This window comes from Kribbella sp. NPDC031520 (assembly GCF_055580825.1).
The window spans coordinates 320,206-343,607 of sequence record NZ_JBVIKS010000003.1 but is presented as its reverse complement, the minus strand read 5'-3'; the positions used below and the strand labels follow the sequence as shown (position 1 = coordinate 343,607).

The 23,402-nt window shown below is 69.4% G+C and carries 23 protein-coding genes; 17 read left to right on the top strand and 6 right to left on the bottom strand.

Translation table 11 applies throughout. The annotated features are described in order from the left end of the window. Positions 1 to 9 precede the first annotated feature (9 nt). From ACZ5BU_RS17020 to ACZ5BU_RS17005, 4 genes are all read left to right on the top strand, one after another. A complete protein-coding gene (locus tag ACZ5BU_RS17020) occupies positions 10 to 1,275 on the top strand; it encodes a hypothetical protein (RefSeq protein WP_465699857.1) in 1,266 nt (421 codons plus the stop codon). 333 nt (positions 1,276 to 1,608) lie between these two features. Then, a complete protein-coding gene (locus tag ACZ5BU_RS17015) occupies positions 1,609 to 1,860 on the top strand; it encodes a WhiB family transcriptional regulator (protein WP_465701062.1) in 252 nt (83 codons plus the stop codon). 193 nt (positions 1,861 to 2,053) lie between these two features. Then, positions 2,054 to 4,969 carry a glycosyltransferase gene (locus ACZ5BU_RS17010; RefSeq protein WP_465699856.1) on the top strand — a complete coding sequence of 972 codons (2,916 nt, stop codon included), beginning with the start codon at positions 2,054 to 2,056 and terminating at the stop codon, positions 4,967 to 4,969. Next, on the top strand, positions 4,966 to 6,450 hold the full coding sequence (locus ACZ5BU_RS17005) for a DUF5719 family protein (protein WP_465699855.1): 1,485 nt from the start codon (positions 4,966 to 4,968) through the stop codon (positions 6,448 to 6,450). Before ACZ5BU_RS17010 ends, ACZ5BU_RS17005 begins: the two co-directional genes overlap by 4 nt. Here the strand turns inward: ACZ5BU_RS17005 and ACZ5BU_RS17000 are convergent. Continuing rightward, positions 6,447 to 6,833, bottom strand: a complete 387-nt coding sequence (locus tag ACZ5BU_RS17000; protein ID WP_465699853.1) for a DUF3499 domain-containing protein — start codon at positions 6,831 to 6,833, stop codon at positions 6,447 to 6,449. The genes ACZ5BU_RS17005 and ACZ5BU_RS17000 overlap by 4 nt on opposite strands. Before the next feature lie 31 nt (positions 6,834 to 6,864). Between ACZ5BU_RS17000 and ACZ5BU_RS16995 the strand changes: the two genes are divergently transcribed. The 8 genes from ACZ5BU_RS16995 to ACZ5BU_RS16960 all read left to right on the top strand — a co-directional run bounded on the left by ACZ5BU_RS16995 (position 6,865) and on the right by ACZ5BU_RS16960 (position 14,148). Further along, complete coding sequence (locus tag ACZ5BU_RS16995) at positions 6,865 to 7,311, top strand: metallopeptidase family protein (RefSeq protein ID WP_465699851.1); 447 nt, start codon at positions 6,865 to 6,867, stop codon at positions 7,309 to 7,311. 109 nt (positions 7,312 to 7,420) lie between these two features. Next, on the top strand, positions 7,421 to 8,509 hold the full coding sequence (locus ACZ5BU_RS16990) for a Gfo/Idh/MocA family protein (RefSeq protein WP_465699849.1): 1,089 nt from the start codon (positions 7,421 to 7,423) through the stop codon (positions 8,507 to 8,509). Then, positions 8,502 to 9,245, top strand: a complete 744-nt coding sequence (locus ACZ5BU_RS16985) for a ThuA domain-containing protein (RefSeq protein WP_465699848.1) — start codon at positions 8,502 to 8,504, stop codon at positions 9,243 to 9,245. The genes ACZ5BU_RS16990 and ACZ5BU_RS16985 overlap by 8 nt, the downstream gene beginning before the upstream one ends. A 37-nt stretch (positions 9,246 to 9,282) precedes the next feature. After that, entirely contained in the window at positions 9,283 to 10,662 is a 1,380-nt protein-coding gene (locus ACZ5BU_RS16980; RefSeq protein WP_465699847.1) for a phosphomannomutase/phosphoglucomutase, read from the top strand. Beyond that, positions 10,663 to 10,869 (top strand): Trm112 family protein, encoded by a 207-nt coding sequence (locus tag ACZ5BU_RS16975; RefSeq protein ID WP_465699845.1) that lies wholly within the window; start codon positions 10,663 to 10,665, stop codon positions 10,867 to 10,869. Between the two features lie 76 nt (positions 10,870 to 10,945). Further along, the gene (locus ACZ5BU_RS16970; RefSeq protein ID WP_465699844.1) at positions 10,946 to 12,022 is read left to right on the top strand and encodes an SIS domain-containing protein; all 1,077 of its coding nucleotides are present in this window, start codon (positions 10,946 to 10,948) and stop codon (positions 12,020 to 12,022) included. Next, entirely contained in the window at positions 12,016 to 13,167 is a 1,152-nt protein-coding gene (gene manA / locus ACZ5BU_RS16965) for a mannose-6-phosphate isomerase, class I (RefSeq protein WP_465699842.1), read from the top strand. Before ACZ5BU_RS16970 ends, manA begins: the two co-directional genes overlap by 7 nt. A gap of 21 nt (positions 13,168 to 13,188) precedes the next feature. Further along, a complete protein-coding gene (locus tag ACZ5BU_RS16960; protein ID WP_465699841.1) occupies positions 13,189 to 14,148 on the top strand; it encodes a cation diffusion facilitator family transporter in 960 nt (319 codons plus the stop codon). Between the two features lie 117 nt (positions 14,149 to 14,265). Here the strand turns inward: ACZ5BU_RS16960 and ACZ5BU_RS16955 are convergent, their stop codons facing one another. Then, entirely contained in the window at positions 14,266 to 14,625 is a 360-nt protein-coding gene (locus ACZ5BU_RS16955; RefSeq protein WP_465699839.1) for a MerR family transcriptional regulator, read from the bottom strand. A gap of 114 nt (positions 14,626 to 14,739) precedes the next feature. On the opposite strand from ACZ5BU_RS16955, the gene ahcY reads away from it, so the two are divergent. Continuing rightward, a complete protein-coding gene (gene ahcY, locus ACZ5BU_RS16950; RefSeq protein ID WP_465699838.1) occupies positions 14,740 to 16,188 on the top strand; it encodes an adenosylhomocysteinase in 1,449 nt (482 codons plus the stop codon). A gap of 51 nt (positions 16,189 to 16,239) precedes the next feature. On the opposite strand, the gene ACZ5BU_RS16945 is transcribed toward ahcY, so the two are convergent. Then, entirely contained in the window at positions 16,240 to 17,223 is a 984-nt protein-coding gene (locus ACZ5BU_RS16945) for an RDD family protein (RefSeq protein WP_465699836.1), read from the bottom strand. A gap of 43 nt (positions 17,224 to 17,266) precedes the next feature. On the opposite strand from ACZ5BU_RS16945, the gene ACZ5BU_RS16940 reads away from it, so the two are divergent. Together ACZ5BU_RS16940 and ACZ5BU_RS16935 are read left to right on the top strand one after the other, a co-directional pair. Further along, the gene (locus ACZ5BU_RS16940) at positions 17,267 to 18,262 is read left to right on the top strand and encodes a stage II sporulation protein M (RefSeq protein WP_465699834.1); all 996 of its coding nucleotides are present in this window, start codon (positions 17,267 to 17,269) and stop codon (positions 18,260 to 18,262) included. A 27-nt stretch (positions 18,263 to 18,289) separates the two neighbouring features. Then, the gene (locus tag ACZ5BU_RS16935) at positions 18,290 to 19,057 is read left to right on the top strand and encodes a DUF1206 domain-containing protein (RefSeq protein ID WP_465699833.1); all 768 of its coding nucleotides are present in this window, start codon (positions 18,290 to 18,292) and stop codon (positions 19,055 to 19,057) included. Between the two features lie 9 nt (positions 19,058 to 19,066). Here the strand turns inward: ACZ5BU_RS16935 and ACZ5BU_RS16930 are convergent, their stop codons facing one another. The 3 genes from ACZ5BU_RS16930 to ACZ5BU_RS16920 are packed head-to-tail and all read right to left on the bottom strand — an operon-like array spanning position 19,067 to position 22,151. Beyond that, the gene (locus ACZ5BU_RS16930; RefSeq protein WP_465699831.1) at positions 19,067 to 20,653 is read right to left on the bottom strand and encodes an ABC transporter permease; all 1,587 of its coding nucleotides are present in this window, start codon (positions 20,651 to 20,653) and stop codon (positions 19,067 to 19,069) included. Next, a complete protein-coding gene (locus ACZ5BU_RS16925) occupies positions 20,650 to 21,546 on the bottom strand; it encodes an ABC transporter ATP-binding protein (RefSeq protein WP_465699830.1) in 897 nt (298 codons plus the stop codon). Before ACZ5BU_RS16925 ends, ACZ5BU_RS16930 begins: the two co-directional genes overlap by 4 nt. A gap of 2 nt (positions 21,547 to 21,548) precedes the next feature. After that, complete coding sequence (locus ACZ5BU_RS16920; protein WP_465699828.1) at positions 21,549 to 22,151, bottom strand: TetR/AcrR family transcriptional regulator; 603 nt, start codon at positions 22,149 to 22,151, stop codon at positions 21,549 to 21,551. Between the two features lie 104 nt (positions 22,152 to 22,255). Here ACZ5BU_RS16920 and ACZ5BU_RS16915 point away from each other — a divergent pair, with 104 nt between their 5' ends. Then, complete coding sequence (locus tag ACZ5BU_RS16915) at positions 22,256 to 22,597, top strand: ArsR/SmtB family transcription factor (protein ID WP_387663646.1); 342 nt, start codon at positions 22,256 to 22,258, stop codon at positions 22,595 to 22,597. Further along, the gene (locus tag ACZ5BU_RS16910) at positions 22,590 to 23,393 is read left to right on the top strand and encodes a VOC family protein (protein WP_465699826.1); all 804 of its coding nucleotides are present in this window, start codon (positions 22,590 to 22,592) and stop codon (positions 23,391 to 23,393) included. The genes ACZ5BU_RS16915 and ACZ5BU_RS16910 overlap by 8 nt, the downstream gene beginning before the upstream one ends. Positions 23,394 to 23,402: the final 9 nt, after the last annotated feature.

The following is a 23,402-nucleotide window of genomic DNA, read 5'->3' as shown; positions in this document are numbered from 1 at the left end:
GGAGCCCTCGTGGTCACCGACGCAACCAAGAAGCTCAGAGAGCCGGTCGCGTACCTTTTGCTCGCATTCGCCGGTCTCTACACCGTGTTCGCGCTGTTCGCGCTGTTCGTCGGGGAGAGCACCTTCGTCGGTGCCGCAGCCGGCGTGCACGGCCTGATCGTCCCGCCGAACCTCGACGCGCTGGCGCTCATCGCCGCGCTGGTGGGTGCGGTCTGGCTGGTGAACGAAGGTGAGCGGACGCCGAACGCACGGCTCGTGGCGTTGGGTGCGCTGATCATCACCGGTCTGTTGCTGCTGATCGGCCTGATCGCCACGTTCGCGCAGTTCAACGGCGCCGGCACGGCGGGCGAGAAGATCGTCGGTTTCATCGCCTCGCTGGCCGGCCTCGTGCTGTACGGCGGTGTCGGTCTGTACGCGCTCAAGACGTTCCAGGCGCTGCCCGCGCCGGTGAAGGCCCCGAAGCCGGGCCAGTTCCAGCAGCCCGGCCAGCACGGCGCTCCGGGTCAGTACGGTGGCCAGCAGGCTGGGTACGGCCAGCCGGGCTACGGTCAGCAGCCGGGCTACGGCCAGCCGGACCCGCAGGCGCAGTACGGCGGTCAGTACGACCAGGGCCAGCAGTACGGCGGCTATGCGGCGGCCGGTGCCGCTGGTGGCTACGCGGCGGGTCAGGGCGACCAGCAGCAGTGGCCGCAGGAGCCGAGCTGGGGCCAGGGCGAGCAGCAGCAGGCGTGGTCCGCTGGTGAGGCCGAGGCGCAGCAGCACGCAGCTGGTGGTCAGCACTCCGCACAGCACGCGGGTCAGCAGGAGCAGACGTGGCCCGCTGAGGGTCAGGCGGCTGCCGAGCCGACCCAGGCGTGGGGCGCCGACAACCAGCAGCAGCAGTGGGGTGGCCACGAGCAGCCGGCTCAGCAGTGGCCGCAGGAGCAGCAGCAGTGGGGCGCCGACGCCGGTCAGCAGCAGTGGGGCGGCCAGGAGTACGGCCAGCAGCCCGCGGCCGGCCAGGAGTGGGGCCAGCAGGAGCACGGCGCTGCCGAAGGCACCCACGAGCAGGCGGACGCCCAGCAGCCGCAGCAGCCGGCCTGGCCGCAGGAGCAGGCCTGGCCGCAGCCGGCCGAGGACAAGCCGGCCGCGGAGCCGCAGCCGGGTGCCGCAGAGCCTGCACCGCAGGGCGAATCGGCCGACGAGACCCGCATCGACCCGCGCGTCGACGCGGACAAGAACGACCAGAACCAGCAGAACCAGGGGCAGCAGGGCTGGTGGTCCCAGCCTTCCTGACCAGGAAGTGAGCTGCATCGGCAAGCCTTTGCCGAGCTAGGTCGGAAAGTCCCTTCAGTACAAGGTTTGAGGCCGGGTACCCGGCGCGAGAGGCCTGTATCCACAGGCCTCTCGTTCTTTTGCGGCCATGTTGCGGATGATCCCAATAGCAGAGCACGGCTTGACTTTCGTGGATTGCAGGAATGTAATTTCAACCGTGTCGTTCGTTAGGACACTCGGTATCGGGGACCGTTGCAGAGCGCAGGACGGACGAGGTCAGGCATGTGGACCGCAAACCCACATGTACAGGGGAACGAACAGGGTCGAGGAGGTCGTACCGTGACAGAAAGCCTGATGGTGATTGTCGACGGTGAGGCGATCGAGGAGGAGCCGAACTGGCAGGAACGGGCGCTGTGCGCCCAGACCGATCCAGAGGCTTTCTTCCCGGAGAAGGGCGGTTCCACCCGCGAGGCCAAGAAGGTGTGCCTCGGCTGCGACGTCCGGGGCGAGTGCCTCGAGTACGCGCTGCAGAACGACGAGCGCTTCGGTATCTGGGGCGGTCTGTCCGAGCGGGAGCGCCGCAAGCTGAAGAAGAAGGCCGTCTGAGCGGCGGCTGAGGACAACAGCAACAGCAGAGACTTCCGCGAGGCCCCGGACGATCACTCGTCCGGGGCCCGCGGCTTTTCCTGGCCGGAGCCTGCGGCTTTCCGGACACTCCGATGACGGCTGTATGGTGAGTCCTCGCCGGGACCTGCGGTCACGGTGACCGTCCGCAAGCATCGAGGTGTCACAGCTCCGCATGGAACAAGAAGCTCCGGCCGGCTGGGAATTCTTCGACTCCGTCGACTTCCCGACCGATCACACTGGTGGCCACATGCGCCGTCCGCGGGTTCGGCATGTCGTCACCGCGGTGGTGGTCGGGCACGAGGGTGCCGCCTGGCTGCCGCGGCTGTCCGAGTCCCTGTGGGCGCTGAACCCACGTCCCGACCGGCTGATCGCCGTCGACACCGGGTCCACCGACGAAACCGCCGAACTGCTGGCCGCGATGCCGGGGGTCGAGCCCGTCGTCAGCGTGTCCGCGCGGACCGGGTTCGGGACGGCGGTCGCCCGCGGTCTGGAAGCCCATGGTTTCGCGCCGATCCCGAGCGCCGTCGGCCCGTACGGCGACGACGGTCACATGCCCGTCGTCGAGTGGCTGTGGTTGCTCCACGACGACTGCGCGCCGGCCCCGAAGGCGCTGGAGAAATTGTTGCTCCAGGCCACTATCTCGCCGGAGACCGGCGTCTGGGGCCCGAAGCTGCGGCTGTGGCCGCGGGACCGTGAGCTGCTCGAGGTCGGCGTCACCACGTCGCTCGGCGGCCGCCGCGACACCGGCATCGAGAACGGCGAACTCGACCAGGGCCAGCACGACCAGCCGCGGAACGTGCTCGCGGTCAGCTCGGCCGGCATGCTGGTCCGCCGCGACGTCTGGGAGGCGCTGCGCGGGTTCGACCCGCGGCTGCCGATGTTCCGCGACGACATCGACTTCGGCTGGCGGGCCAGCCGGGCCGGCTTCCAGGTCGGCGTCGCGCCGGACGCGGTCGTCTACCACGCGCAGGCCGCGGCCACCGGTGAGCGGGCGCTGGCCGGCACCCGGCGGCACGCGTACCAGCTCGACCGCGCGCATGCGTACTACACCGTTCTCGCGAACGCACCTGGGAAGCTGCTGCCGCTGCTGATCCTGCGGTTCCTGTTCGGCACCGTGCTGCGGTCGATCTGGTTCGTGGTCGGCAAGACGCCGTCCGGCGCGATCGACGAGTGGACCGCGTTGCTCGGCACGCTGCTGGCCGGCGGCTGGACGACCGCCCGCAAGCACCGCCGCAATCTCAACCAGGTTCCGTACGACGACATCAAGGGCCTGTTCTCCCGGTCGGTGCACGCACTGCGGCACAACCTGGAGGAGACCACCAGCACGATCTCGGAGCGGATCCGGGAGGCGTGGGCGGACGAACCCGAGGAACAGGTCGTCACCACGGCCCGCCGGGCCAAGTCCACCGCACGCGTCGCGGTCGACCAGCCCCGGTGGCGCCGGCAGCTGATCCGGCGGCCGTTCCTGGTCGCGTGGGTGGTGCTCGCGCTCGGTGCGGTGGTCGCGGCCCGCGGCCTGATCGGTAGCGGCGTACTGCGGTCCCAGCTGCTGCTGCCGGCGCAGGAGAACATCGCGGCCCTGTGGCACGCGGCGGCGTCCGCTCCGCCCGGCGTGACCCCGCCGGCGTGGCTGGGGCAGATGTGGGCTTTCTCGACGGTCATGTTCGGCCCGGCCGGCGCGACGAACATCCTGCTGCTCGGCGCGGTTCCGCTCGCCGGTCTCGCTGCCTGGGCGCTGCTCCGCGCGTTCGTCGTCGACCGGGTGGCGCGTGCCTGGGGCGCTTCGGCGTACGGACTGGCTGTCTTCACGAACGGTGCGATCTCGCAGGGGCGGCTCGGGACGTGTGTGGCGGCGATCGTGCTGCCGCTGCTCGGTGCCGCCGTACACACCGTCGCCCGGCGGCGGCGTGTGTACGTCCAGGGCAGCTGGCGGGCCGCGTGGTTCGCCGGGATCTGCCTGGCGGTGCTGTTCGCGTTCACCCCGGCGCTCGGGCTGCTGATCGCCGTCATCCTGGTCCTCGGCGCAGTGCTTGGCCTCGGCTGGCGGCGGCAAGGCCGGCAGTTGGTGTTCTCGGTCGTTCTAGGTCTGTTGCTGGTGCTGCCGTGGACGATCGACCTGATCGAGCACCCGTCGAAGCTGGGCCAGGAGGCGGGCGGTCCGCCGACCGCCGCGGTCGGCCCGGGCGACAGCCTGCCGCACCTGCTGACCGGCACGCCGATCGGTGCGCCGACGCCGTGGTGGTTCGCCGTACCGCTGATCGTGGTGGCGCTGGTCGCGTTGCTGCGCGAGTCGCGGCAGCGGTACGAGTTGCTCGGCTGGTTCGCCGCACTGGCCGGTCTGGCCGGGACGCTGGTGGCGAGCCGGCTCGGCGGCGGCGCCGGCCCGTTGATGTTCCTGATGACGGCCGGCTGGATCATCTCGGTGGCGGTCGCCTGGGACTCGGTCGGGAAGTCGCGGGAGATCCTCGTCCAGGGTGTGCTCGGGATCGCGCTGGTGACGACGATCGTGACCGCGGGCTTCTGGCTGGTACGTGGTACCGACGGCCCGTTGTGGCGCGGCCCGGCCCAGGACCTTCCGGCGTACCTGGTGTCGTCGCAGGATCCGCCGGACAACCAGTCGATCCTGGTGGTACGCAAGGCGCCGGGCGGCCCGACGCGGTTCGCGCTGGTGAAGAACGGCGGGCCGCGGATGGGTTCGCTCGAGGCGGCGCCGACGCCGGCGCAGACCAAGCCGATCAGCGACGTACTGGCGACGCTCGGCGGTGGCGGTAGCGGTGAGGAAGGGCGGCAGCTGGCCGGTCTCGCGATCGACTACGTGTACCTGCCCGGCCCGGTCGACCCGACGCTGCAGTCGACCCTCGACTCGCTGCCCGGTCTGACCCGGGCCAGTGCGAACGACGGCGACGCGTCCTGGCTGGTGGACCGGTCGAAGATCGAGGGCAAGACGCCGATCGTCGACCGGACGCATTCGCTGTGGCGCATCCTCGGGCTGATCGGCTGGATCATCGCGCTGATCTTCTGCCTGCCGACGGTCCGCCGTACGGTCGCCGTACCGCAAGGTACCCACGCGAGGAGGGACCCGCGGTGAGCCGGTTGCTGTCCGACCCGCGGCTGCGGATCGGCGTCGTCGTCGCGGCCATGGCCGTCCTGGCCGGCCTCGGGATCGTCACCCACCCGGGGAAGGCGGACACCCGTGTCGAGGCGGCCACCACGGAGCCGACGCGGGTGATCGTGAACCGTACGGCGCTGGCCTGTCCGGTGCTGTCCGCGGGCGGCAAGCTGACCAGCGTCGTGAACGCGGTCGCCCCGACGCTGCCGGACGGTACGCCGACCGCCGAAGGCGCGGCCCAGCCGCTGTCGATCGCGCCGTTGCCGGCCACCTCCGACCCGGTCGGATCGCTGCTGAAGCGCGGCACGATCGGTTCGAGCCCGGTGGCGACCAAACCGGAACCGCTGTCGATCAAGGGAACCGGTCCGCTGGCCGCTGGCACCGTCGGCACGAGTACGACGACCGCGCCCGACGGCGAGGTCAACCGCGGGATGGCGAGCGTGCCGTGCCAGGTGCCCGGGTCGGACTTCTGGTTCGTCGGAGCGTCCGGCGCGAGCGACCGGCGCGACGTGCTGGTGCTGACGAACCTGGACAGCATCAACGCCGAGGTGAACGTCAGTGTGTACTCGCGGGCCGGCGCCGCCGACCTGCCCGCCGCCCGCGGCATCGTGGTTCCGGCGCGCGGTACGTCCGAGCTGTTCCTCCGGCAGATCGCGCCGAACCTGCGCGACATCGCGCTGCACGTCGAGTCGACCGGCGGCCGGGTCGCGGCCGCGGTCCGTTCGAACGCGTCGAGTGCCGGCAAACCGCTCGGCGTCGACTGGCTGAACCAGTCGGCGGCACCGGCCACCATGTCGTTCGTCCCGGCCGTCGCGCCGGGCAAGGGGCTGCGGATCCTCTCGATCGCGAACCCGACCGACCTGCAGGCGACCGTCGGCCTGACGATCAACGGACCGAACGGCTCGTTCAAGCCGGCCGGTCTGGAGACCGTGACAGTCGACGCCGGCGCGGTGAAGACGGTCTCGCTCGACAAGGTGCTGAACGGCGACGCGAGCGCGATCACGCTCACGTCGGACCAGCCGGTGACCGCGGCGATGCGGGCCACCGACGCGAGCCAGACCGAGTTCTCGTCGATCGGGTCGGCGGACGCGCTGGCCGGCCCGGCGTACCTCGTACTGCCCGCCCATCAGCAGCCCGTCGTGCTGCAGGTGACGGCGCCGGGGAAGACCGCGAGCGTGAAGTTCGAGCTGCGCGACGCGGCCGGCCGGGCGCTCGTCACCCGCGCCCTGGACGTCGTCAACGGTGCGACCACGCCGATCTCGTTCCCGGCGCAGCCGCGCGCGACGTACCTGATGGTTCAGCAGACCCGCGGGACGGTGGTCGCGGGCGTCACGCTGATGCCGGCGGCGAAGCCCAAGAAGGACGACGTACCGCAGGTTGCTGCTTGGCCGTTGTCGACGTCGCTGGTGTTCCGCGCTCAGCTGGGCGCGCAGCCCGACTTGAGTGCCGCGCTGCGTTAGCCCTCGTTCGTGTTGGCGCCGGGGTCTTTCAGCATCCGGAGGTGACCTCGGCGGGTGATCTCGACCGGGGCGCCGGGCGTCCCGGCGCGGGGTTCGCCGCGCGGCGGGAGCGGGCGGGCAGCTTCGCGGACCGCGTTCGCCAGCGCCTCGAGGTCGTCCGACGACGGGCCGGCGGCGGCCGGGTCCGGAGCGAGCCGGATGACCTCCCACCCGTTCGGCGCGGTGAGGCGGTCGGCGTGATCGGCGCACAGGTCGTAGCAGTGCGGTTCGGCGTACGTCGCCAACGGACCGAGGACACAGGTCGAGTCGGCGTACACGTAGGTGAGCGTCGATACGGCAGGCTTCTGACATCCGGCGCGCGAACAGATCCTGGCGATGCTCACGGACAGACGTTACCCCCACTAGGCTGAGCGTGTGACCGAGGCTCGCCGTCATCGCAGGCACATCGACCGCCATGGGCGCGGCATGCTCGGCCCGATCAGCAGGCCGAGCAAGTTCGCGCCGCGGGGACTGCCGTTGCAGCGGTCGGCCGCGGCGCAGTTCGACGAGGTCGTCGCGATCGAGGTGACCCGGCTGGAGAAGCGGCTGCCGCAGGTGGTCGCGCGGGTCGAGTTCGCGATCGAGGACGTCCCGAACCTGGACCTCGACGCGACCGAGATCCCGCTCACCCACGCCACCGGCGGCACCTCGCACGAGCCGTACCGGATCGTGGTCTTCCGCCGGCCGATCGAGCTCCGCGCCGAACGGTCGGGCAGCAGCCTGTCCTGGCTGGTCCGGTCCGCCCTGGTGCTCGAGCTGGCCGACGTCCTGGCGCTGTCTCCCGAACAGATCGACCCGGACTTCGACCCCGAAGGCGACTGACCCACCGAGACCGATCCGTTAGAACAATCGGGTTGACCGGTGTTGAAACCTGTTCCGTAGTGTGGGAAGCGGTTGTGTCCTACGTTGTCATCGGGAGAGGATCCTGAGTGTGAACGATCAAAAACTGCGGGTCGGAGTCGTCGGACTGGGATTCGCCGGGCGGACCGCGCTGGAGGCGTTCTCCGAGCTGCCGGACGTCGAGGTGATCGCGCTGGCCGGCCTGGAGAAGGACACGCTGACCAGCCTGGGCGAGAAGCACGGCGTGCCGCACCTGTACGAGAAATGGGAGGACCTGCTCGAGACCCCTGGGCTGGACGCGGTCAGCATCGGTACGCCGACGCAGCTGCACGCCCCGATCGCCCTCGTGGCACTCGAGAAGGGTCTGCACGTACTGTCCGAGAAGCCGCTGGCCCGGACGGTCGCCGAAGGTACCGCGATGGTTGAGGCCTCGAAGAAGGCCGGCCGGGTGCTGAAGGTGGTCTTCAACCACCGCGAGCGTGGTGACGTCGCCGCGCTGAAGCACCAGATCGACGAGGGCCAGCTCGGCCGGATCTACTACGCGAAGGCGCACTGGATGCGCCGCAACGGCATCCCAGGGATGGGTGGCTGGTTCACGAACCGAGAGCTGTCCGGTGGCGGCCCGCTGATCGATCTCGGCGTACACATCCTCGACATGGCGCTGCATCTGATGGGTGAGCCGCAGGTCACGACGGTCTCGGCGGACACCTTCGCGGAGCTCGGCCCGCGCGGGAAGGGCAGCGCGAGCAGCCCGGACCGGCCGACCGTCACCACGCTCGGTTCGGCGTTCGAGGTCGAGGACCTGGCCACGGCGTACCTGCGGCTGAAAGGCGGCGGCGCGCTGCAGCTGGAGACGAGCTGGGCGACCTACCGGGCGCCGGGCGACAACTTCGGGATCGAGCTGTTCGGCACCGAGGGCGGCGCGAAGATCGACGTCCAGAACTACACCACCACCGACACGCTGCGGATCTTCACCGACGTGGCCGGCGTACCGGCCGAGGTGAAGCCGGCCACCGGCGCGGGTCTCGGGCACCGCGCGGTCGTCCGCGAGTTCGTCCGGATCGTGCTGAGCGGTGAGTGGGAAGGCCAGAACGGGTCCGAGGCGCTGCAGCGGACCGAGATCATCGACGCCTGCTACGCCTCGGCGAAGGCGGGACGAGAGGTTGTACTCCATGACTGATCCGATCCGCGTCACAGTGTGGGGCGAGAACGTCCACGAGGGCCGCGACGAGACCGTCCGCAAGATCTACCCGGACACCATGCACGGCACGATCGCGGCGGCCCTGCGAGACAGGCTCGGCGCCGACGTCGTCGTACGGACTGCCACGCTGCAGGACCCGGAGCACGGCCTGACCGAGGAGGTGCTTGCGGACACCGACGTACTCACCTGGTGGGGGCACGCCGCGCACGGTGACGTCGACGACGCGATCGTCGACCGGGTCCAGCAGCACGTACTGTCCGGGATGGGCCTGATCGCGCTGCACTCGGCGCACTTCAGCAAGATCTTCATCAAGCTGATGGGGACCACCTGCTCGCTGGACTGGCGCGCCGAGGACGACCGCGAGCTGATCTGGACGGTCGCGGCCGGCCACCCGATCGCGCAGGGCATCCCGCACCCGCTGGTGATCGAGCGCGAGGAGATGTACGGCGAGCTGTTCGACATCCCGCAGCCGGACGAGCTGGTCTTCGTGAGCTCGTTCTCCGGCGGCGAGGTGTTCCGCTCGGGCTGCTGCTACCGCCGCGGCCAGGGCCGGGTGTTCTACTTCCGCCCCGGCGACCAGGAGTACCCGACATACCACCAGCCGGAGGTCCAGCAGATCATCGCGAACGCCGCGAAGTGGGCCGCCCCCACCAGCCCCCGCCAACTCCCGACCGTCCACCACCGCGGCACCCCGGGTTGGTTCGACAAGGCCTGAGCTACAGGTTGGTCGGTGGGCCGGATAGGGTCCCTGCATGGTTGATGTTGCGGGGATCTTCAAGGCTTATGACGTTCGGGGGGTCGTGCCGGAGCAGCTGGACGAGTCGGTCGCCCGGGCTACCGGGGCCGCGTTCGTCGAGGTGCTGGACGTGCTCGCGGGGCCCGGCGCCGTGGTGATCGGGTACGACATGCGCCCGTCCAGCCCGGCGCTGGCGGCCGCGTTCGCCGAAGGGGTCACTTCCACCGGCGCCGACGTGATCGACATCGGCCTGGCGTCCACCGACCAGCTGTACTTCGCGTCCGGGCGGCTCGACCTGCCCGGCGCGATGTTCACCGCGAGCCACAACCCGGCGCAGTACAACGGCATCAAGCTCTGCCGCGCCGGCGCCGCCCCGGTCGGTACCGACTCGGGCCTGCGGGACATCGCCGACCTGGTCGCGAAGGCGCTGATCGAGCCGCCGGCGACCGCCTCGGCGCCCGGTCACGTCACCCGCAAGGACCTGCTCACGGCGTACGCCGACCACCTGCACGACCTGGTCGACCTGAGCGGCATCCGCCCGCTGACCGTGGTCGTCGACGCCGGCAACGGCATGGGCGGCCACACCGTACCGGCCGTCTTCGCAGACGGCCCGGTGACGATCGTCCCGATGTACTTCGAGCTGGACGGCAACTTCCCCAACCACGAGGCGAACCCGCTGGACCCGAAGAACCTGGTCGACCTGCAGGCCAAGGTCCGCGAGGTGGGCGCCGACCTCGGCCTGGCCTTCGACGGCGACGCCGACCGCTGCTTCGTGGTGGACGAGAAGGGCGACCCGATCTCGCCGAGCGCGATCACCGGCGCGGTCGCCGTCCGCGAACTGGCCAAGCACCCGGGCTCGACCATCCTGCACAACCTGATCACCTCCAAGGCGGTCCCGGAGCTGATCGCCGAGCACGGCGGTGTCCCGGTCCGGACCCGGGTGGGGCACTCCAACATCAAGCAGAAGATGGCCGAGACCGACGCCGTGTTCGGCGGCGAGCACTCCGCGCACTACTACTTCCGCGACTTCTGGCGCGCCGACACCGGCATGCTGGCCGCGCTGCACGTACTGGCCGCGCTCGGCGAGCAGGACCGCCCCGCCAGTGAGTTGTTCGCGGAGTACGAGCGGTACGTCGCGTCCGGCGAGATCAACAACAAGGTCGCGGACGCGGCGGCGACCGTCGCGGCGATCGAGGACACCTATTCTGGCGTCGACGGCGTGACCGTCGACCGTCTGGACGGGTTGACGGTGTCGGCGGGACAGTGGTGGTTCAACGTCCGTGCATCGAACACGGAGCCGTTGCTGCGGCTGAACGTCGAGGCCGCGGACCGGGCCGGCATGGAACGCGTCCGCGACGAAGTACTGGCCCTGATCACCGGTTCGAGGGAGAACTGAATGGCAGTCAATCTGGACCCGGACCTGCTGAGCATCCTGGTCTGCCCGAAGTGCCGCTCGGAGTTCCGGGTGGACGACGAGGCGAACGAGCTGATCTGCACCAACGCCGCCTGCGCGCTGGCCTACCCGGTGCGGGACGACATCCCGGTGCTGCTGATCGACGAGGCCCGGGACACGCGAGAGACGGAATCCGCAGGCAACTCATGAACGAGCGAAGCGAGTTCATCATCCAGCACTGTGCTCCTCGTGCCTCATCCGCGCCCGGAGCGAAGCGAGGACGTGGATGAGCTACTTCGACGACACGCGGCTGGACGACCCGGCCGTACTCTCGGCGGCCGACCACCTGCTCCGCCGGCTGGCCATGGCCGGCGCCCGGATCCGGGCGGAGCTGGAAGCGTCCGAGGACGTGCTGACCAAGGTGGAGTCCGACGGCTTCCGGCCGCGCGCGGTGGTGGCGGCCGGCCGGGACGCCCGGCTGGTCCGGGCTGTGCTGGAGCCGGTCTGCCCGGTTCCGTTCCTCGCCTGGCCAGGTCCGGGGCTGCCCGGGTGGGCCGGTCCGCTGGACCTGGTGGTCGTCCTGGGCGGTGCCGCCGAGGACACGGACGCGGTGTCGGCCGCGGGTGAGGCGGTACGCCGTGGGTGCGGGCTGATGGTCGCCGCGCCGGAGGACTCGCCGGTGGCGATCGCCTCGGCCGGTCTCCGGCATGCGATCCGGCTGCCGTCCCAGTCGGACGACCAGCTGGCTGCCGCCGTCGCCGTACTGCAGGCGCTGCACCAGATGGAGCTCGGCCCGGAGGTCGACCACAAGGCGGTCGCGTCGTTGCTGGACGACGTCGCGATCGAGTGCTCGCCCAACAACGACGTGGCGTCCAATCCGGCCAAGGAGCTCGCTCTGGTGCTCGCGGACGCGTTGCCGCTGGTCTGGGGCGGCTCTGTCCTGGCTGCGCGTGCTGCTCGCCGGGTGGTCGAGGCGCTGCGGCTGGCCAGTGGCCGCCCGGCGCTGGCAGCTGACGCGGGCCACCTGCTCCCGGTGCTCAACCAGCCGCCTCGGGATCTGTTCGCGGACCCGTTCGACAAGCCCGAGGAACTTCGGCCGGCGCTGATCATCCTGGACGACGGCGTCGACGAGGCCGGCATCGCCGAGCACCGCCGCAAGCTGGAGTCCAAGGCGGAGGCGCACGACGTGCGCGTGCATACGATCGCGCGACCCAACGGCACGGATGTCGCCCGGTACGCCGCTCTGACACAGCAGGGCCGCTACGCTGCGGCGTACCTCGGGATCGGCCTGCGCCGGTACGGGATGGCGACCGTGGACGACCCGGTCGGGTCAGGGAATCCGTCGGAGGACCCGGCGTGGTAGTCCCGCTCCGGAACACCATCCGCGACTACGCGTGGGGTTCGCCGACCGCGTTGCCGAAGCTGCTCGGCGTCGAGCCGAGCGGCGAGCCGCAGGCGGAGCTGTGGATGGGCGCGCACGAGTCCGCGCCGTCGGTGCTGCCGTCCGGGGACACCTTGTACGACGCGGTGTCCTTCGACCCGGCGGCGGTGCTGGGGGAGGAGACGGCCGACCGGTTCGACGGCCGGTTCCCGTTCCTGGCCAAGCTGCTCGCGGCCGCCCAGCCGTTGTCGATCCAGGCGCATCCCTCGCGGGAGCAGGCGATCGACGGGTACCAGCGGGACGAGGCGGCCGGTATCCCGCGCGACGCCGCGGACCGGAACTACAAGGACGCCTGGCCGAAGCCGGAGATCCTGATCGCGCTCGAGCCGTTCGACGCACTGGTCGGTTTCCGGCCGCTCGACCGGACCGTCGCGTTGCTGGACGCGCTCGAGCCGGACGGATTCGACGAGCTCACGGACCTGTTGCGGAACGGGAAGCTCCGGGAGGCGTTCACCGATTTCATGAGCCGCGACCGGGACGCGATCCGTCCGCTCGTCGCTGCTCTCGGCCAAGCTCTCGCGCGCTACAGCGGTGGTTTTGTTCTGGAGCGTGAGACGCTCGCGAAGCTGTGCGCGGACTTCCCGGACGACCCCGGGGTGCTCGCGGCGCTGTTGCTGAATCGTGTGCGGCTGCAGCGGTTCGACGCGGTGTATCTGCCGGCCGGCAACGTGCACGCGTACCTGGACGGCCTCGGGTTCGAGGTGATGGCGAACTCCGACAACGTGCTGCGCGGCGGCCTGACGCCCAAGCACATCGACGTACCGGAGCTGGTCTCGGTGGTGGACTTCGAGCCGCTGACGAACCCGGTGCTGATCGCGTCGGCGGGCGGGGTCTACGAGACCGGTTGCCCGTACTTCGCCGTCCGCCGGGTCGACCTGGACGGTGGCGAGCGGACCGTGGAAGGTACCGGGCCGCGGATCGTCTGCTGTGTGGACGGGACGATCGATGCCGCAGGCAAAGAATCTGCCGTGACGTTGTCCGCGGGCCGGTCCGCGTTCCTCTCCGGACCCGAGGGACCCTGTACCCTGCGTGGTTCCGGCACGGCGTTCGTCGTGTCCGCATCCTGATTCAGGAGGATCTGAACAACCATGGCTGGTGGCGGGAACAAGGCCGTTGTCGCGGCTTTGCTGGCGAACGCAGGGATCGCGATCACCAAGTTCGCCGCCTGGGCGCTGACCCAGTCGGCGTCGATGCTGGCCGAGGCGATCCACTCGACCGCCGACTGCGGCAACCAGGTCCTGCTGCTGGTCGGCAGCAAGCGGGCCAAGCGGGCGGCCGACGAACTGCACCAGTTCGGTTTCGGCCGGGAGCGGTACGTCTACTCGTTCATCGTGTCGATCGTGCTGTTCAGCGTCGGCGGTCTGTTCGCACTGTACGAGGGCTACCACAAGGTGCACGACCCGCACGGGATCGACAGCTGGAAGTGGGTCCCGGTCGCGGTGCTGCTGCTCGCGATCACGATGGAGAGCTTCTCGTTCCGGACCGCGATCGTCGAGGCGAACAAGATCCGCGCATCGGTGCCGTGGGTGCGATTCGTCCGGAACGCCCGCGCGCCGGAGCTGCCGGTGATCCTGTTGGAGGACTTCGCCGCGCTCACCGGTCTGGTGCTGGCGCTGATCGGCGTCGTACTGACGCTTGCCACCGGCAACGGTGTGTTCGACGGCCTGGGTTCGATGGCGATCGGCGCGCTGCTGGTCTGCGTGGCGATCTTCCTGGCGATCGAGATGAAGTCGCTGCTGCTCGGCGAGTCCGCGACCCGCGAGTCGCAGGACCGGATCGTCGCCGCGATCGAGAACACCCCGGGCGTTCAGCGGCTGATCCACATCAAGACCCTGCACCTCGGTCCGGAGGAGGTCCTGGTCGCCGCCAAGCTCGGTGTCGAGCCGACCACCGACGCGGCCGTCGTCGCCGAGACCATCGACGCCGCCGAACGCGCGATCCGCGCCGCCGAGCCGATGTCGGTGCACATCTACCTCGAGCCGGACGTCTTCCACGAGAACTACGTCCCCGACGAACGCCCTGCGGTCCCCGAGGCTCCTTCCCACTAACCACAATTTGCCTGGCAGACCCACCAAATGAGGGGTTCCAGACCCGGGGTAAGGGTGCAGAACCCCTCATTTGGCTGGCAGACCAGCCAATTTCGCTGGTCAGCCAGGCAAATGGGGTCAGCGGGGGCGGGGTGGTAGTACGCCGGAGCGGCCGAGCCAGCGGAGGGCGCGTTCGCGGTCGATCTCGGCCTGGGTGGGTGGTGCGCTGAGCCGGCCGGTGCGGTAGCCGAGGTTGCGGATGTCGGCGGCCACGGACGGCTCGGCGAGCGCTCGCAGGGCGAACGCGAGCGCCGCCGGCGTCACGTCGTACCGGCGTTCGAGGTCGAGCGCGAGTTGTACGGCGGCCAGGTCGCGGTCGTCGTACTGGCGCTGCGCGGCGTGCTCGGAACGCGAGCGCGGGAGCAACCCGAGCGCCTCCCGGTAGCGCAACATGCGCGGAGTGGTACCCAGTTGGCGAGCGGCCTCGGTGATGCGCATAGCATCAATCCTGACATTCCGATGTCAATTTCGCGCTGCGAGCGATCAAACCGCGTGCCTCGGCCCTCTAGGCTCAGGCAGGTAGTAACTCACAGTCTTCAGCAGGGGAGCGGCATGACCTTCGACTACAAGGTGGCGGACCTCGGGCTCGCTGAGTTCGGGCGCAAGGAGATCCGGCTGGCCGAGCACGAGATGCCCGGCCTGATGGCGATGCGCAAGCAGTACGGCGAGAGCAAGCCGCTGGCCGGCGCGCGGATCATGGGCTCGCTGCACATGACGATCCAGACCGCCGTACTGATCGAGACCCTGGTGGCGCTCGGTGCCGAGGTGCGCTGGGTGTCCTGCAACATCTTCTCCACCCAGGACCACGCGGCCGCCGCGGTCGTCGTCGGCTCCGGTACGGCCGAGGCCCCGGCCGGCGTCCCGGTCTTCGCCTGGAAGGGCGAGACCCTGGAGGAGTACTGGTGGTGCACCGAGCAGGCGCTCACCTGGCCGGGCGGTCCAGAAAACAATGGCGCAGGCCCGAACATGATATTGGACGACGGTGGCGACGCCACGATGCTCGTGCACAAGGGCACCGAGTTCGAGAAGGCGGGTGCCGTACCGGACCCGTCGACCGCGGACTCCGAGGAGTACGGCGTCGTGCTGAAGCTGCTCACCCGTACGCTGGCCGAGTCGCCGTCGAAGTGGACCACGATCGGTCAGGGCATCAAGGGTGTCACCGAGGAGACCACCACCGGCGTGCACCGGTTGTACGAGATGCACAAGGCGGGCGCGCTGCTGTTCCCGGCGATCAACGTCAACGACTCCGTCACCAAGTCGAAGTTCGACAACAAGTACGGCTGCCGGCACTCGCTGATCGACGGCATCAACCGCGCCACCGACGTGCTGATCGGCGGCAAGGTCGCGGTCGTCTGCGGGTACGGCGACGTCGGCAAGGGCTGCTCGGAGTCGCTCCGCGGCCAGGGCGCCCGGGTGATCGTCACCGAGATCGACCCGATCTGCGCGCTGCAGGCCGCGATGGACGGCTACCAGGTGAGCACGATGGACGACGTCGTCGGGATCGGTGACATCTTCGTCACCACCACCGGCAACAAGGACGTCATCACCGCCGACCACATGGCCGCGATGAAGCACCAGGCGATCGTCGGCAACATCGGCCACTTCGACAACGAGATCGACATGGCCGGGCTGTACAAGGTGCCGGGGATCGAGCGGGTCAACATCAAGCCGCAGGTCGACGAGTTCCGGTTCCCGGACGGCCACACGATCATCGTGCTGTCCGAGGGCCGCCTGCTGAACCTGGGCAACGCGACCGGTCACCCGTCGTTCGTGATGTCGAACTCGTTCACCAACCAGGTGCTGGCGCAGATCGAGCTGTTCGTGAAGACCGCCGACTACCCGACCGATGTCTACGTGCTGCCGAAGCACCTGGACGAGATGGTCGCCCGGCTGCACCTCGACGCGCTCGGCGTGAAGCTCACCGAGCTGACCAAGGAGCAGGCCGCGTACCTCGGCGTACCGGTCGAAGGACCGTACAAGGCCGAGGCCTACCGCTACTGAGGTTCCGGACCGCGAAGCACCCCGCAGAGGTTTCTGCGGGGTGCTTCTGCGTCAGGTCCAGCCGTTGCTTCCGGGGGCCGCCCAGCCTTGCGCGTTGACCGTGGCGGGGCGTGGCCCGGTGGGCGGTGGGGGCGGTACGAACGGGGCCGGTACGGGAAGTGGGGCGGGTACGCCGTACGGGTTCGGCGGGGCGAACGGGCCTTGCGGGACCGCGTACGGGTTGGGGGCGAAGGGGCCGGTGGGGACCGGGCGCCGGGTGGCCAGGCGGTGGAGTTCACGGCGGCGGCGTTCGGCCAGGACGGCCGAGAGGAACGCGGGGGCGATGATCGGGTGCGGCGGCGCGGGCGCGGTGACGGCCGCGACCCGGGCGGCCAGCGCCTCGCCGAGAGCGATCTGCGGGCCGGGCAGGAGCTCGGTGTAGCGGGCCAGGTAGTCGCGCGCCGCGTTCGCGAGTTCGTCGGACAGGCGGGACAGCTCGAGCGACTGCGCCCACTGCACCAAGGGGCCCGGTACGAACAGCGGCGGCGACGCCATCGGCTGCTGGCGTTCGCGGATGACGACCGTACCGGCGACCATGTCCCCGATCCGCTTGCCCTGCTTGTTCATCAGGCTGGCGACGATCCCCGGGCTGGCCGCGAACCACGGCGCGAAGTCGACGAAGAACCACATCAGGGTCCGCACCAGCGCATGCCGGAACCGGATCGAGCTGCCGTCGTCGCGGACCACCTTCAGCCCGAGCACCAGCTTGCCGATGGTCCGCCCGCGGGTCAGCGTCTCCATCACGACCCGGTAGCCGACCGCGACCAGCAGCACGGTGATGAAGATCAGCGCGACCGCCAGCGCCTCACTGGCATGGCTCCCCAGCAGGAAGCCGCCCAGCAGACCGATCAGGACCATCAGTACGACGACCTGCAGGATCACGTCGATCGCACACGCCAGGGCCCGCGTCGGCATCCGTGCGATCCGCACCTGGAGGACGACCGCTTCACCGGTGACCAGCTGAGACACGACGTCGCCCCCCTCCTCCGTAGACACTCGGTCCGGTTAGTCTGCCATCAGTCGGGTGGAGGAGGTGGCGGTGGACGTAGAAGCGTTTGTGTCGGTGCACCAGCCGCAGTGGGACCGCCTCGCGCGTCTGACCCGCCGCCAGCGCCGCCTGACCGGTGCGGAGGCCGAGGAGCTCGTAGTGCTCTACCAGCGCGTCGGCACACACCTGGCCGCGCTGCGAGCAGCTGGAGCGGACCCTGTGTCCATCGGCCGGCTGTCAGGGCTCATAGCTGACGCCCGCGGTGCTGTGACCGGCGCACAGGCGCCCGTATGGCGGGACATCTCGAGGTACTTCCTGGTCAGCTTCCCGGCCGCCCTGTACGCCTCCAGACGCTGGTGGATCACCATCGGGGTGATCTTCTACCTGGTGGCCGCCTGGACGGCCTGGCGCGTGCTGGCGCATCCAGAGGTGGTCGGCTCGATCGCTACGCCTGACGAGGTCAAGCAGCTGGTCAACCACGACTTCGAGTCGTACTACTCGGACAACCCGGCGCAGGACTTCGCGCTTCGTGTCTGGATCAACAACGCGACGATCAGTGCCGCCGTACTCGCGCTGGGCATCCTCCTGGTCCCGTCGGTCTTCGTACTGTGGGACAACGCGATGAACCTCGGCCTCAGTGCCGGTCTGATGATCGCCAACGACAAGGGCGGCCTGTTCTTCAGCCTGATCACCCCACACGGTCTGCTGGAGCTCACAACCGTTTTCATCGCCACAGCCGCCGGTCTGCGGCTCGGCTGGTCGTGGGTCGTACCTGGTCCACGTACCCGCATGCAGGCTCTCGCCCAGACCGGCCGAGCGACCATAGGTATGGCGATCGGCCTGGCCGCGGTCCTCCTGGTGACGGGCTTGATCGAGGCGTTCGTGACCCCGTTCCTCCCGGCGCCCGTCCGCGTCACCATCGGGATCGTCGTCGAGCTGGCCTTCTTCACGTACGTGTGGACCCTGGGCCGCCGCGCGTACCGGCTCGGTGACTACGGCGACGTCGACGAGGCCGACCGCGAAGCGAGCGCGCCCGTTTCTGCCTGACCGTTTCCGGGTGGGCACTGATAGGACGTGAGTACCGCTCAGGAAGTACGGCACAGTCGTGCCTACGGCGCCGCGATCATGGTCGGCCTGATGGCGTACGGCGTCGTGCACCTGCTGATTGCTTGGATCGCGCTCCAGTTGGCGTTCGGCAAGTCCTCGCAGGAGGCGTCGCAGAAAGGCGCTCTGCAAGAGCTTGCCGGGCAGCCACTGGGCGGCGTGTTGCTCTGGATCGTCGCCATCGGCTTGCTCCTGCTGGTGCCCTGGCGTGGTCTGGAGGTCGTCTACGGGCACCTCGACCTGCAGAAGAAGCTCTCATCGATCGGCCGGGCCGTCGTCTACCTCTTCCTCGGCATCAGTGCGATCAACGTCGCAGTCGGCTCCGGCGGCTCGAGCACGAGCCAGCAGCAGACGCTCTCGGCGCGGTTGATGGCGCACAGCGCCGGACGGGTGCTCATCGTCGCGATCGGTCTGGCGATCGTTGCGATCGGAGTACGCGAGCTGCACAAGGCGGTCACGAAGAAGTTCACCGAGGACCTGGCCGGCGGCGTGTCCGACCTGACCATCCTGCTCGGCCGGATCGGGTACGCCGCCAAGGGCATCGCCCTGCTCGTCGTCGGCGCGCTGTTCGGCTGGGCTGCGATCTCGTACGACCCGAAGAAGGCCGGTGGGCTCGACACCGCGCTCCGCACGATCAAGGACCAGCCGTTCGGCTCCGTCCTGCTCACCGTGCTGGCCGTCGGCATCGCGGCGTTCGGCGTCTACTGCTTCAGCTGGTCGCGCAACGCCCGCCGCTGAGGTCGTTGATCAGGCCGGCAGGTCCCTCCGGCGCAGGCCGACGAGGCCTGCGAGGCCGAGGGCGGTGGCGATCGCCAGCAGCGCGATCAGCGGGCCCGCGTCGACGGTTCCACCTGGTAGCGACGGCAGATGGGTGAACGGCGAGACGTCGCGGATCCAGCTCGCGGTCGCGACGCCCGCGCTCAGCAGACCGATCAGGATGCAGATCGCCGGTCCGGCCCAGGACAGCATCGAGGCTCGCGGGAAGAACCCGAAGATCGCGATCGCCACCCCGGCCAGCACCCACACCGCCGGCAGTTGTGCGAGCGCGGCGGCCACCATCCGCGGCAGTTGACCGCCGATGTCGCCGATCGCAGCCCCGTACGCCAGTCCTTGCATCACGCCTGCCGCGAGCAGTGCGACGGCCGGGCCGAGCAGGCTGAACGCGAGGTGGCTCGCGGCCCACTGCCACCGGCTCGTCGCCGTCGCGAGCACTGGTTCGGCGCGGCCGCTGCTCTCCTCGACGCGCATCCGGAGCGTGGCCTGGACCGCGTACGCCGACGCGATCAGGCCGACGAGCACCATCACGCCGGACAGGAACGAGTCGATCAGCCCGGCCGCGCCGCCCATTCGCCGGAACAGGTCCTGGATCGTCGGGTCGTCGCGCATCAGGTCGCCGACCCCCTTCGCGACCCCGCCGAACAGCAAACCCAGCAAAGCGAATCCGGCCGTCCACGCAACCAGCAGCCCGCGGTGCAACCGCCACGCCAGTCCGAGCGGCGAGCCGATGGTCCCGTCCGCCGGCCCGAGCCGATCCGGCAGCAGACCCGCACCCACATCCCGCCGTACTGCCAGACCCACCGCGACCGTGGTGAGGACGATCGTTGCCGCCAGCATCACCGCTCCCAGCCACCAACGGTTCTGGGCATACGGATGGATCTGCTGCGCCCAGCCGATCGGGGAAATGTACGACAACCAGGCGAGCGGACCGTTGGTGTGCGCACTGGTGTCGCCGGCCGCCCGTAGTACATAGGCCGCTCCCAGCACAGCGATCGCGATCCCACGAGCCGTCCCCGCACTCGCGGTCAGCTGCGCCGCAACGGCGCCGACGCCCGCGAACAACCATCCGGTGCCTGCGTATTCGATGCCGATGGCAATCGACCCGGCGAGCGGCAGGTTCTGACTGTGCATACCTAGGGCAAGTAGCAAGCCGAGCAGGACGTTGGCGCCCAGCGTGACTACCAGTGCCGCGGCGAGCTGTGCGTGCCGTCCGACGACGGTTGCCCCGAGCAATTCCCGGCGCCCGGACTCCTCCTCGACCCGGGTGTGCCGGATCACCGTGAGCAGGCTGATCAGCCCGACCATCACCGGTACGAACCCGAGCCGCCAGGTGACGAACTCGCCGAGGCTCGACCCGGACAGCTCGCCGTACAAGGTGATGAAGCCCGCGTTGCTCGCGTACCTGATCCGGGCGTCCGGCGTCGGGAACAGATCGCCGTACTCCTTGACGTAGCTCACCGAGATCGCCGTCAGCAGCACGACCCACAACGGCAGGACGATCCGGTCGCGGCGCAGGATCAGCCGGATCAGGCCGCCGGTCCCCGTCAGGGACTTCATCGCACGGCCTCGGGCTCGTACAACCGCAGGAACAGTTCCTCGAGGGACGGCGGCTGACTGACGAGACTCCGTACGCCGATCTCGGTGAGCCTGCGCAGTACCGGGTTGAGCTCGTCGGTGTCGACGTCGAACCGGACGCGCCCGTCGTCGACCTGCAGGTCGTGTACGCCGGCCAGCTGCGCGAGCCCGTCCATCGGACCGACCAGTTCGGCCCGGATCGACGTACGTGTGAGGTGCCGCAGCTCGTCGAGTGTGCCGCTCTCGACGGCGCGGCCCGCGCGGATGATCGTGACCCGGTCGCACAACGCCTCGACCTCGGACAGGATGTGGCTGGAAAGCAGCACGGTCCGCCCGTCGCGGTCGCTGATCTCCTGGACGACCTCGCGGAACACCTCTTCCATCAACGGATCCAGGCCGCTTGTCGGTTCGTCGAGCAGCAGCAGCTCGACGTCGGACGCGAACGCGGCGACCAGTGCGACCTTCTGCCGGTTGCCCTTCGAGTACGCGCGGGCCTTCTTCCGCGGGTCGAGATCGAACCGCTCGAGCAGCTCGGCCTTTCGCTTTCTGTCGATGCCGCCGCGCATCCGGCCGAGCAGATCGATCGCTTCGCCGCCGGACAGGTTCGGCCACAGCGTCACATCACCCGGTACGTACGCGAGCCGCCGGTGCAGAGCGGTCGCGTCCGACCAGGGGTCGCCGTCGAGTACGGTCGCCGTACCGCCGTCCGCTCGGGTCATGCCGAGCAGGATGCGAATGGTGGTGGTCTTCCCCGCGCCGTTCGGGCCGAGGAAGCCGTGCACCTCACCGGTTCGCACCGTGAGATCGAGACCGTCCAGGGCGTTCGTACGCCCGAACCGCTTGACCAGACCTTCCGTGCTGATCGCAGCCGGCATGATCACTTCTCCTGTTTCCGGATGGTTTCCACTTGTTCCTGCGTGATGATCGGGATCGCGAACACGTCCAGCAGCCCCTGGCCGATCCGCGCGTACCCGGCCGGCGTGGTGATGTCCTCCCCGAGCGCCTCCGACACCTGCTCCCGGAACACGAACACGCTCAGCTTGATCGCCGCCAGCGCCGCCGAGTACGCCCGCCGGTCCTGCGGTTCGATCCCGTACCCCTTGGACCACTCCTCGATCATGTCGACCGCCCCCAGGAACAAGGCGGTCGCCTTCTCGGAACCGTCCATCATCGAACGGACCAGGTACTGCTGCAGCGGAAAGACCCGCGGATGCAACGCCACCGGGTCGAGCGCCGCCACGCCCGCGCTCGTCGCCAGCTCTTGGCTGACCTCGAGCATCCGCTCCCGCGCGTAGTCGTCACATGCGTCCCGCAACGACTCCTTCGACCCGAAGTGGTGCCGCACCAGCCCCGACGAAACCCCCGCCGCGGCCGCGATGTCCCGGATCGAGGTGCCCTCGATCCCTCGCTCGCCGAACAACTCGATCGCCGCGTCCCGAATCCGGGCCCGCGCCGTCAGGTCCTCAGCCCGCCGATCCATCTCGACTCCTCCCTACACACAAAAGCAAACTACTACACAATCGTGTAGTCAAGGTACCTTTCACTTGGTTGACAATAGTTAACAAGACGTAGAACTATTGCGTCATGGCGCAAGATCAGGTCGATCGGTTCTTCGAGGTGCTAGCTGATCCGACCCGGCGGCAGGTCGTACAGCTGCTGGGCGATGGTCCGCAGCGGGCCGGGCAGCTCGCGGCGGCGACCGGGTCGTCGTCGCCCGCGATGAGCCGGCACCTGCGGATCCTGCTGGAGGCCGGCCTCGTCGCCGACGAGCGAGTACCGGACGACGCGCGGGTCCGCGTGTTCCGGCTGAACCCTGAGCCCGTCGTCGCCGTACAGGCCTGGCTCGACCAGGTCCAAGCGCACTGGCGCGACCAGTTGGGCGCCTTCAAACGACATGTCGAGCAGAAGGGGAAGTCCGATGCCTGAACCGTCCGCGACCGCGTCCGTGGAGGTCGCCGTCGACCCCGCCACCGCGTTCCAGGTCTTCACCGAGGAGATCGACCTGTGGTGGGTCCGCGGCCCGATCAACTTCTTCGACGCCGCCCGTGCGACCGCGATGCGGATCGAGCCGGGTGTCGGCGGCCGCATCCTGGAGGTCTACACGACGCCCGACGACGTCCTCGAGCTGGGTCGGATCACCGACTGGACGCCCGGTGCGGTACTCGCGTACCGCAGTTCTGTCGACGACACCGAGACCCGGATCGACTTCGAGGCGACCGGCGCCGGTACTCGCGTCACCGTCGTACAGTCCCTCGTCGCCGGTGGCGAGAAAGCCTTCTACTTCTGGCCGAACGTCATTCAATGGCTGCCGGCCTGGATCGACCGGCGCGACACCGCGCCGCGTACGCCACGGGAGCTGGACCGGCTCGCGATCGCCTTGTACTACGAGGATCCCGCCGCCGCGGCCCGCTGGCTGCACACGGTCTTCGGCCTCGACTCGTGGGACAGGATCCCGGCCGAGGGCACGGACCCGTCCTGGATCGAACTGCAGGTCGGCAGCCGCGCGATCCTGCTCTTCAAGCTCACGGAGAAGCGGACCGTACGGCTGGACCACAGCGTCTGGGTGTACGTCGACGACCTCGACGCGCACTTCGCGCACAGCCGGCAGAACGGCGCCAAGATCCTCTCGGAAATCCACCAGCACGGCTACCGCCGCTACGAAGCCGAGGACCTCGAAGGCCACCACTGGACCTTCCTCCAAGCCCGCCCCACAATGCAGTGACCGAACAAC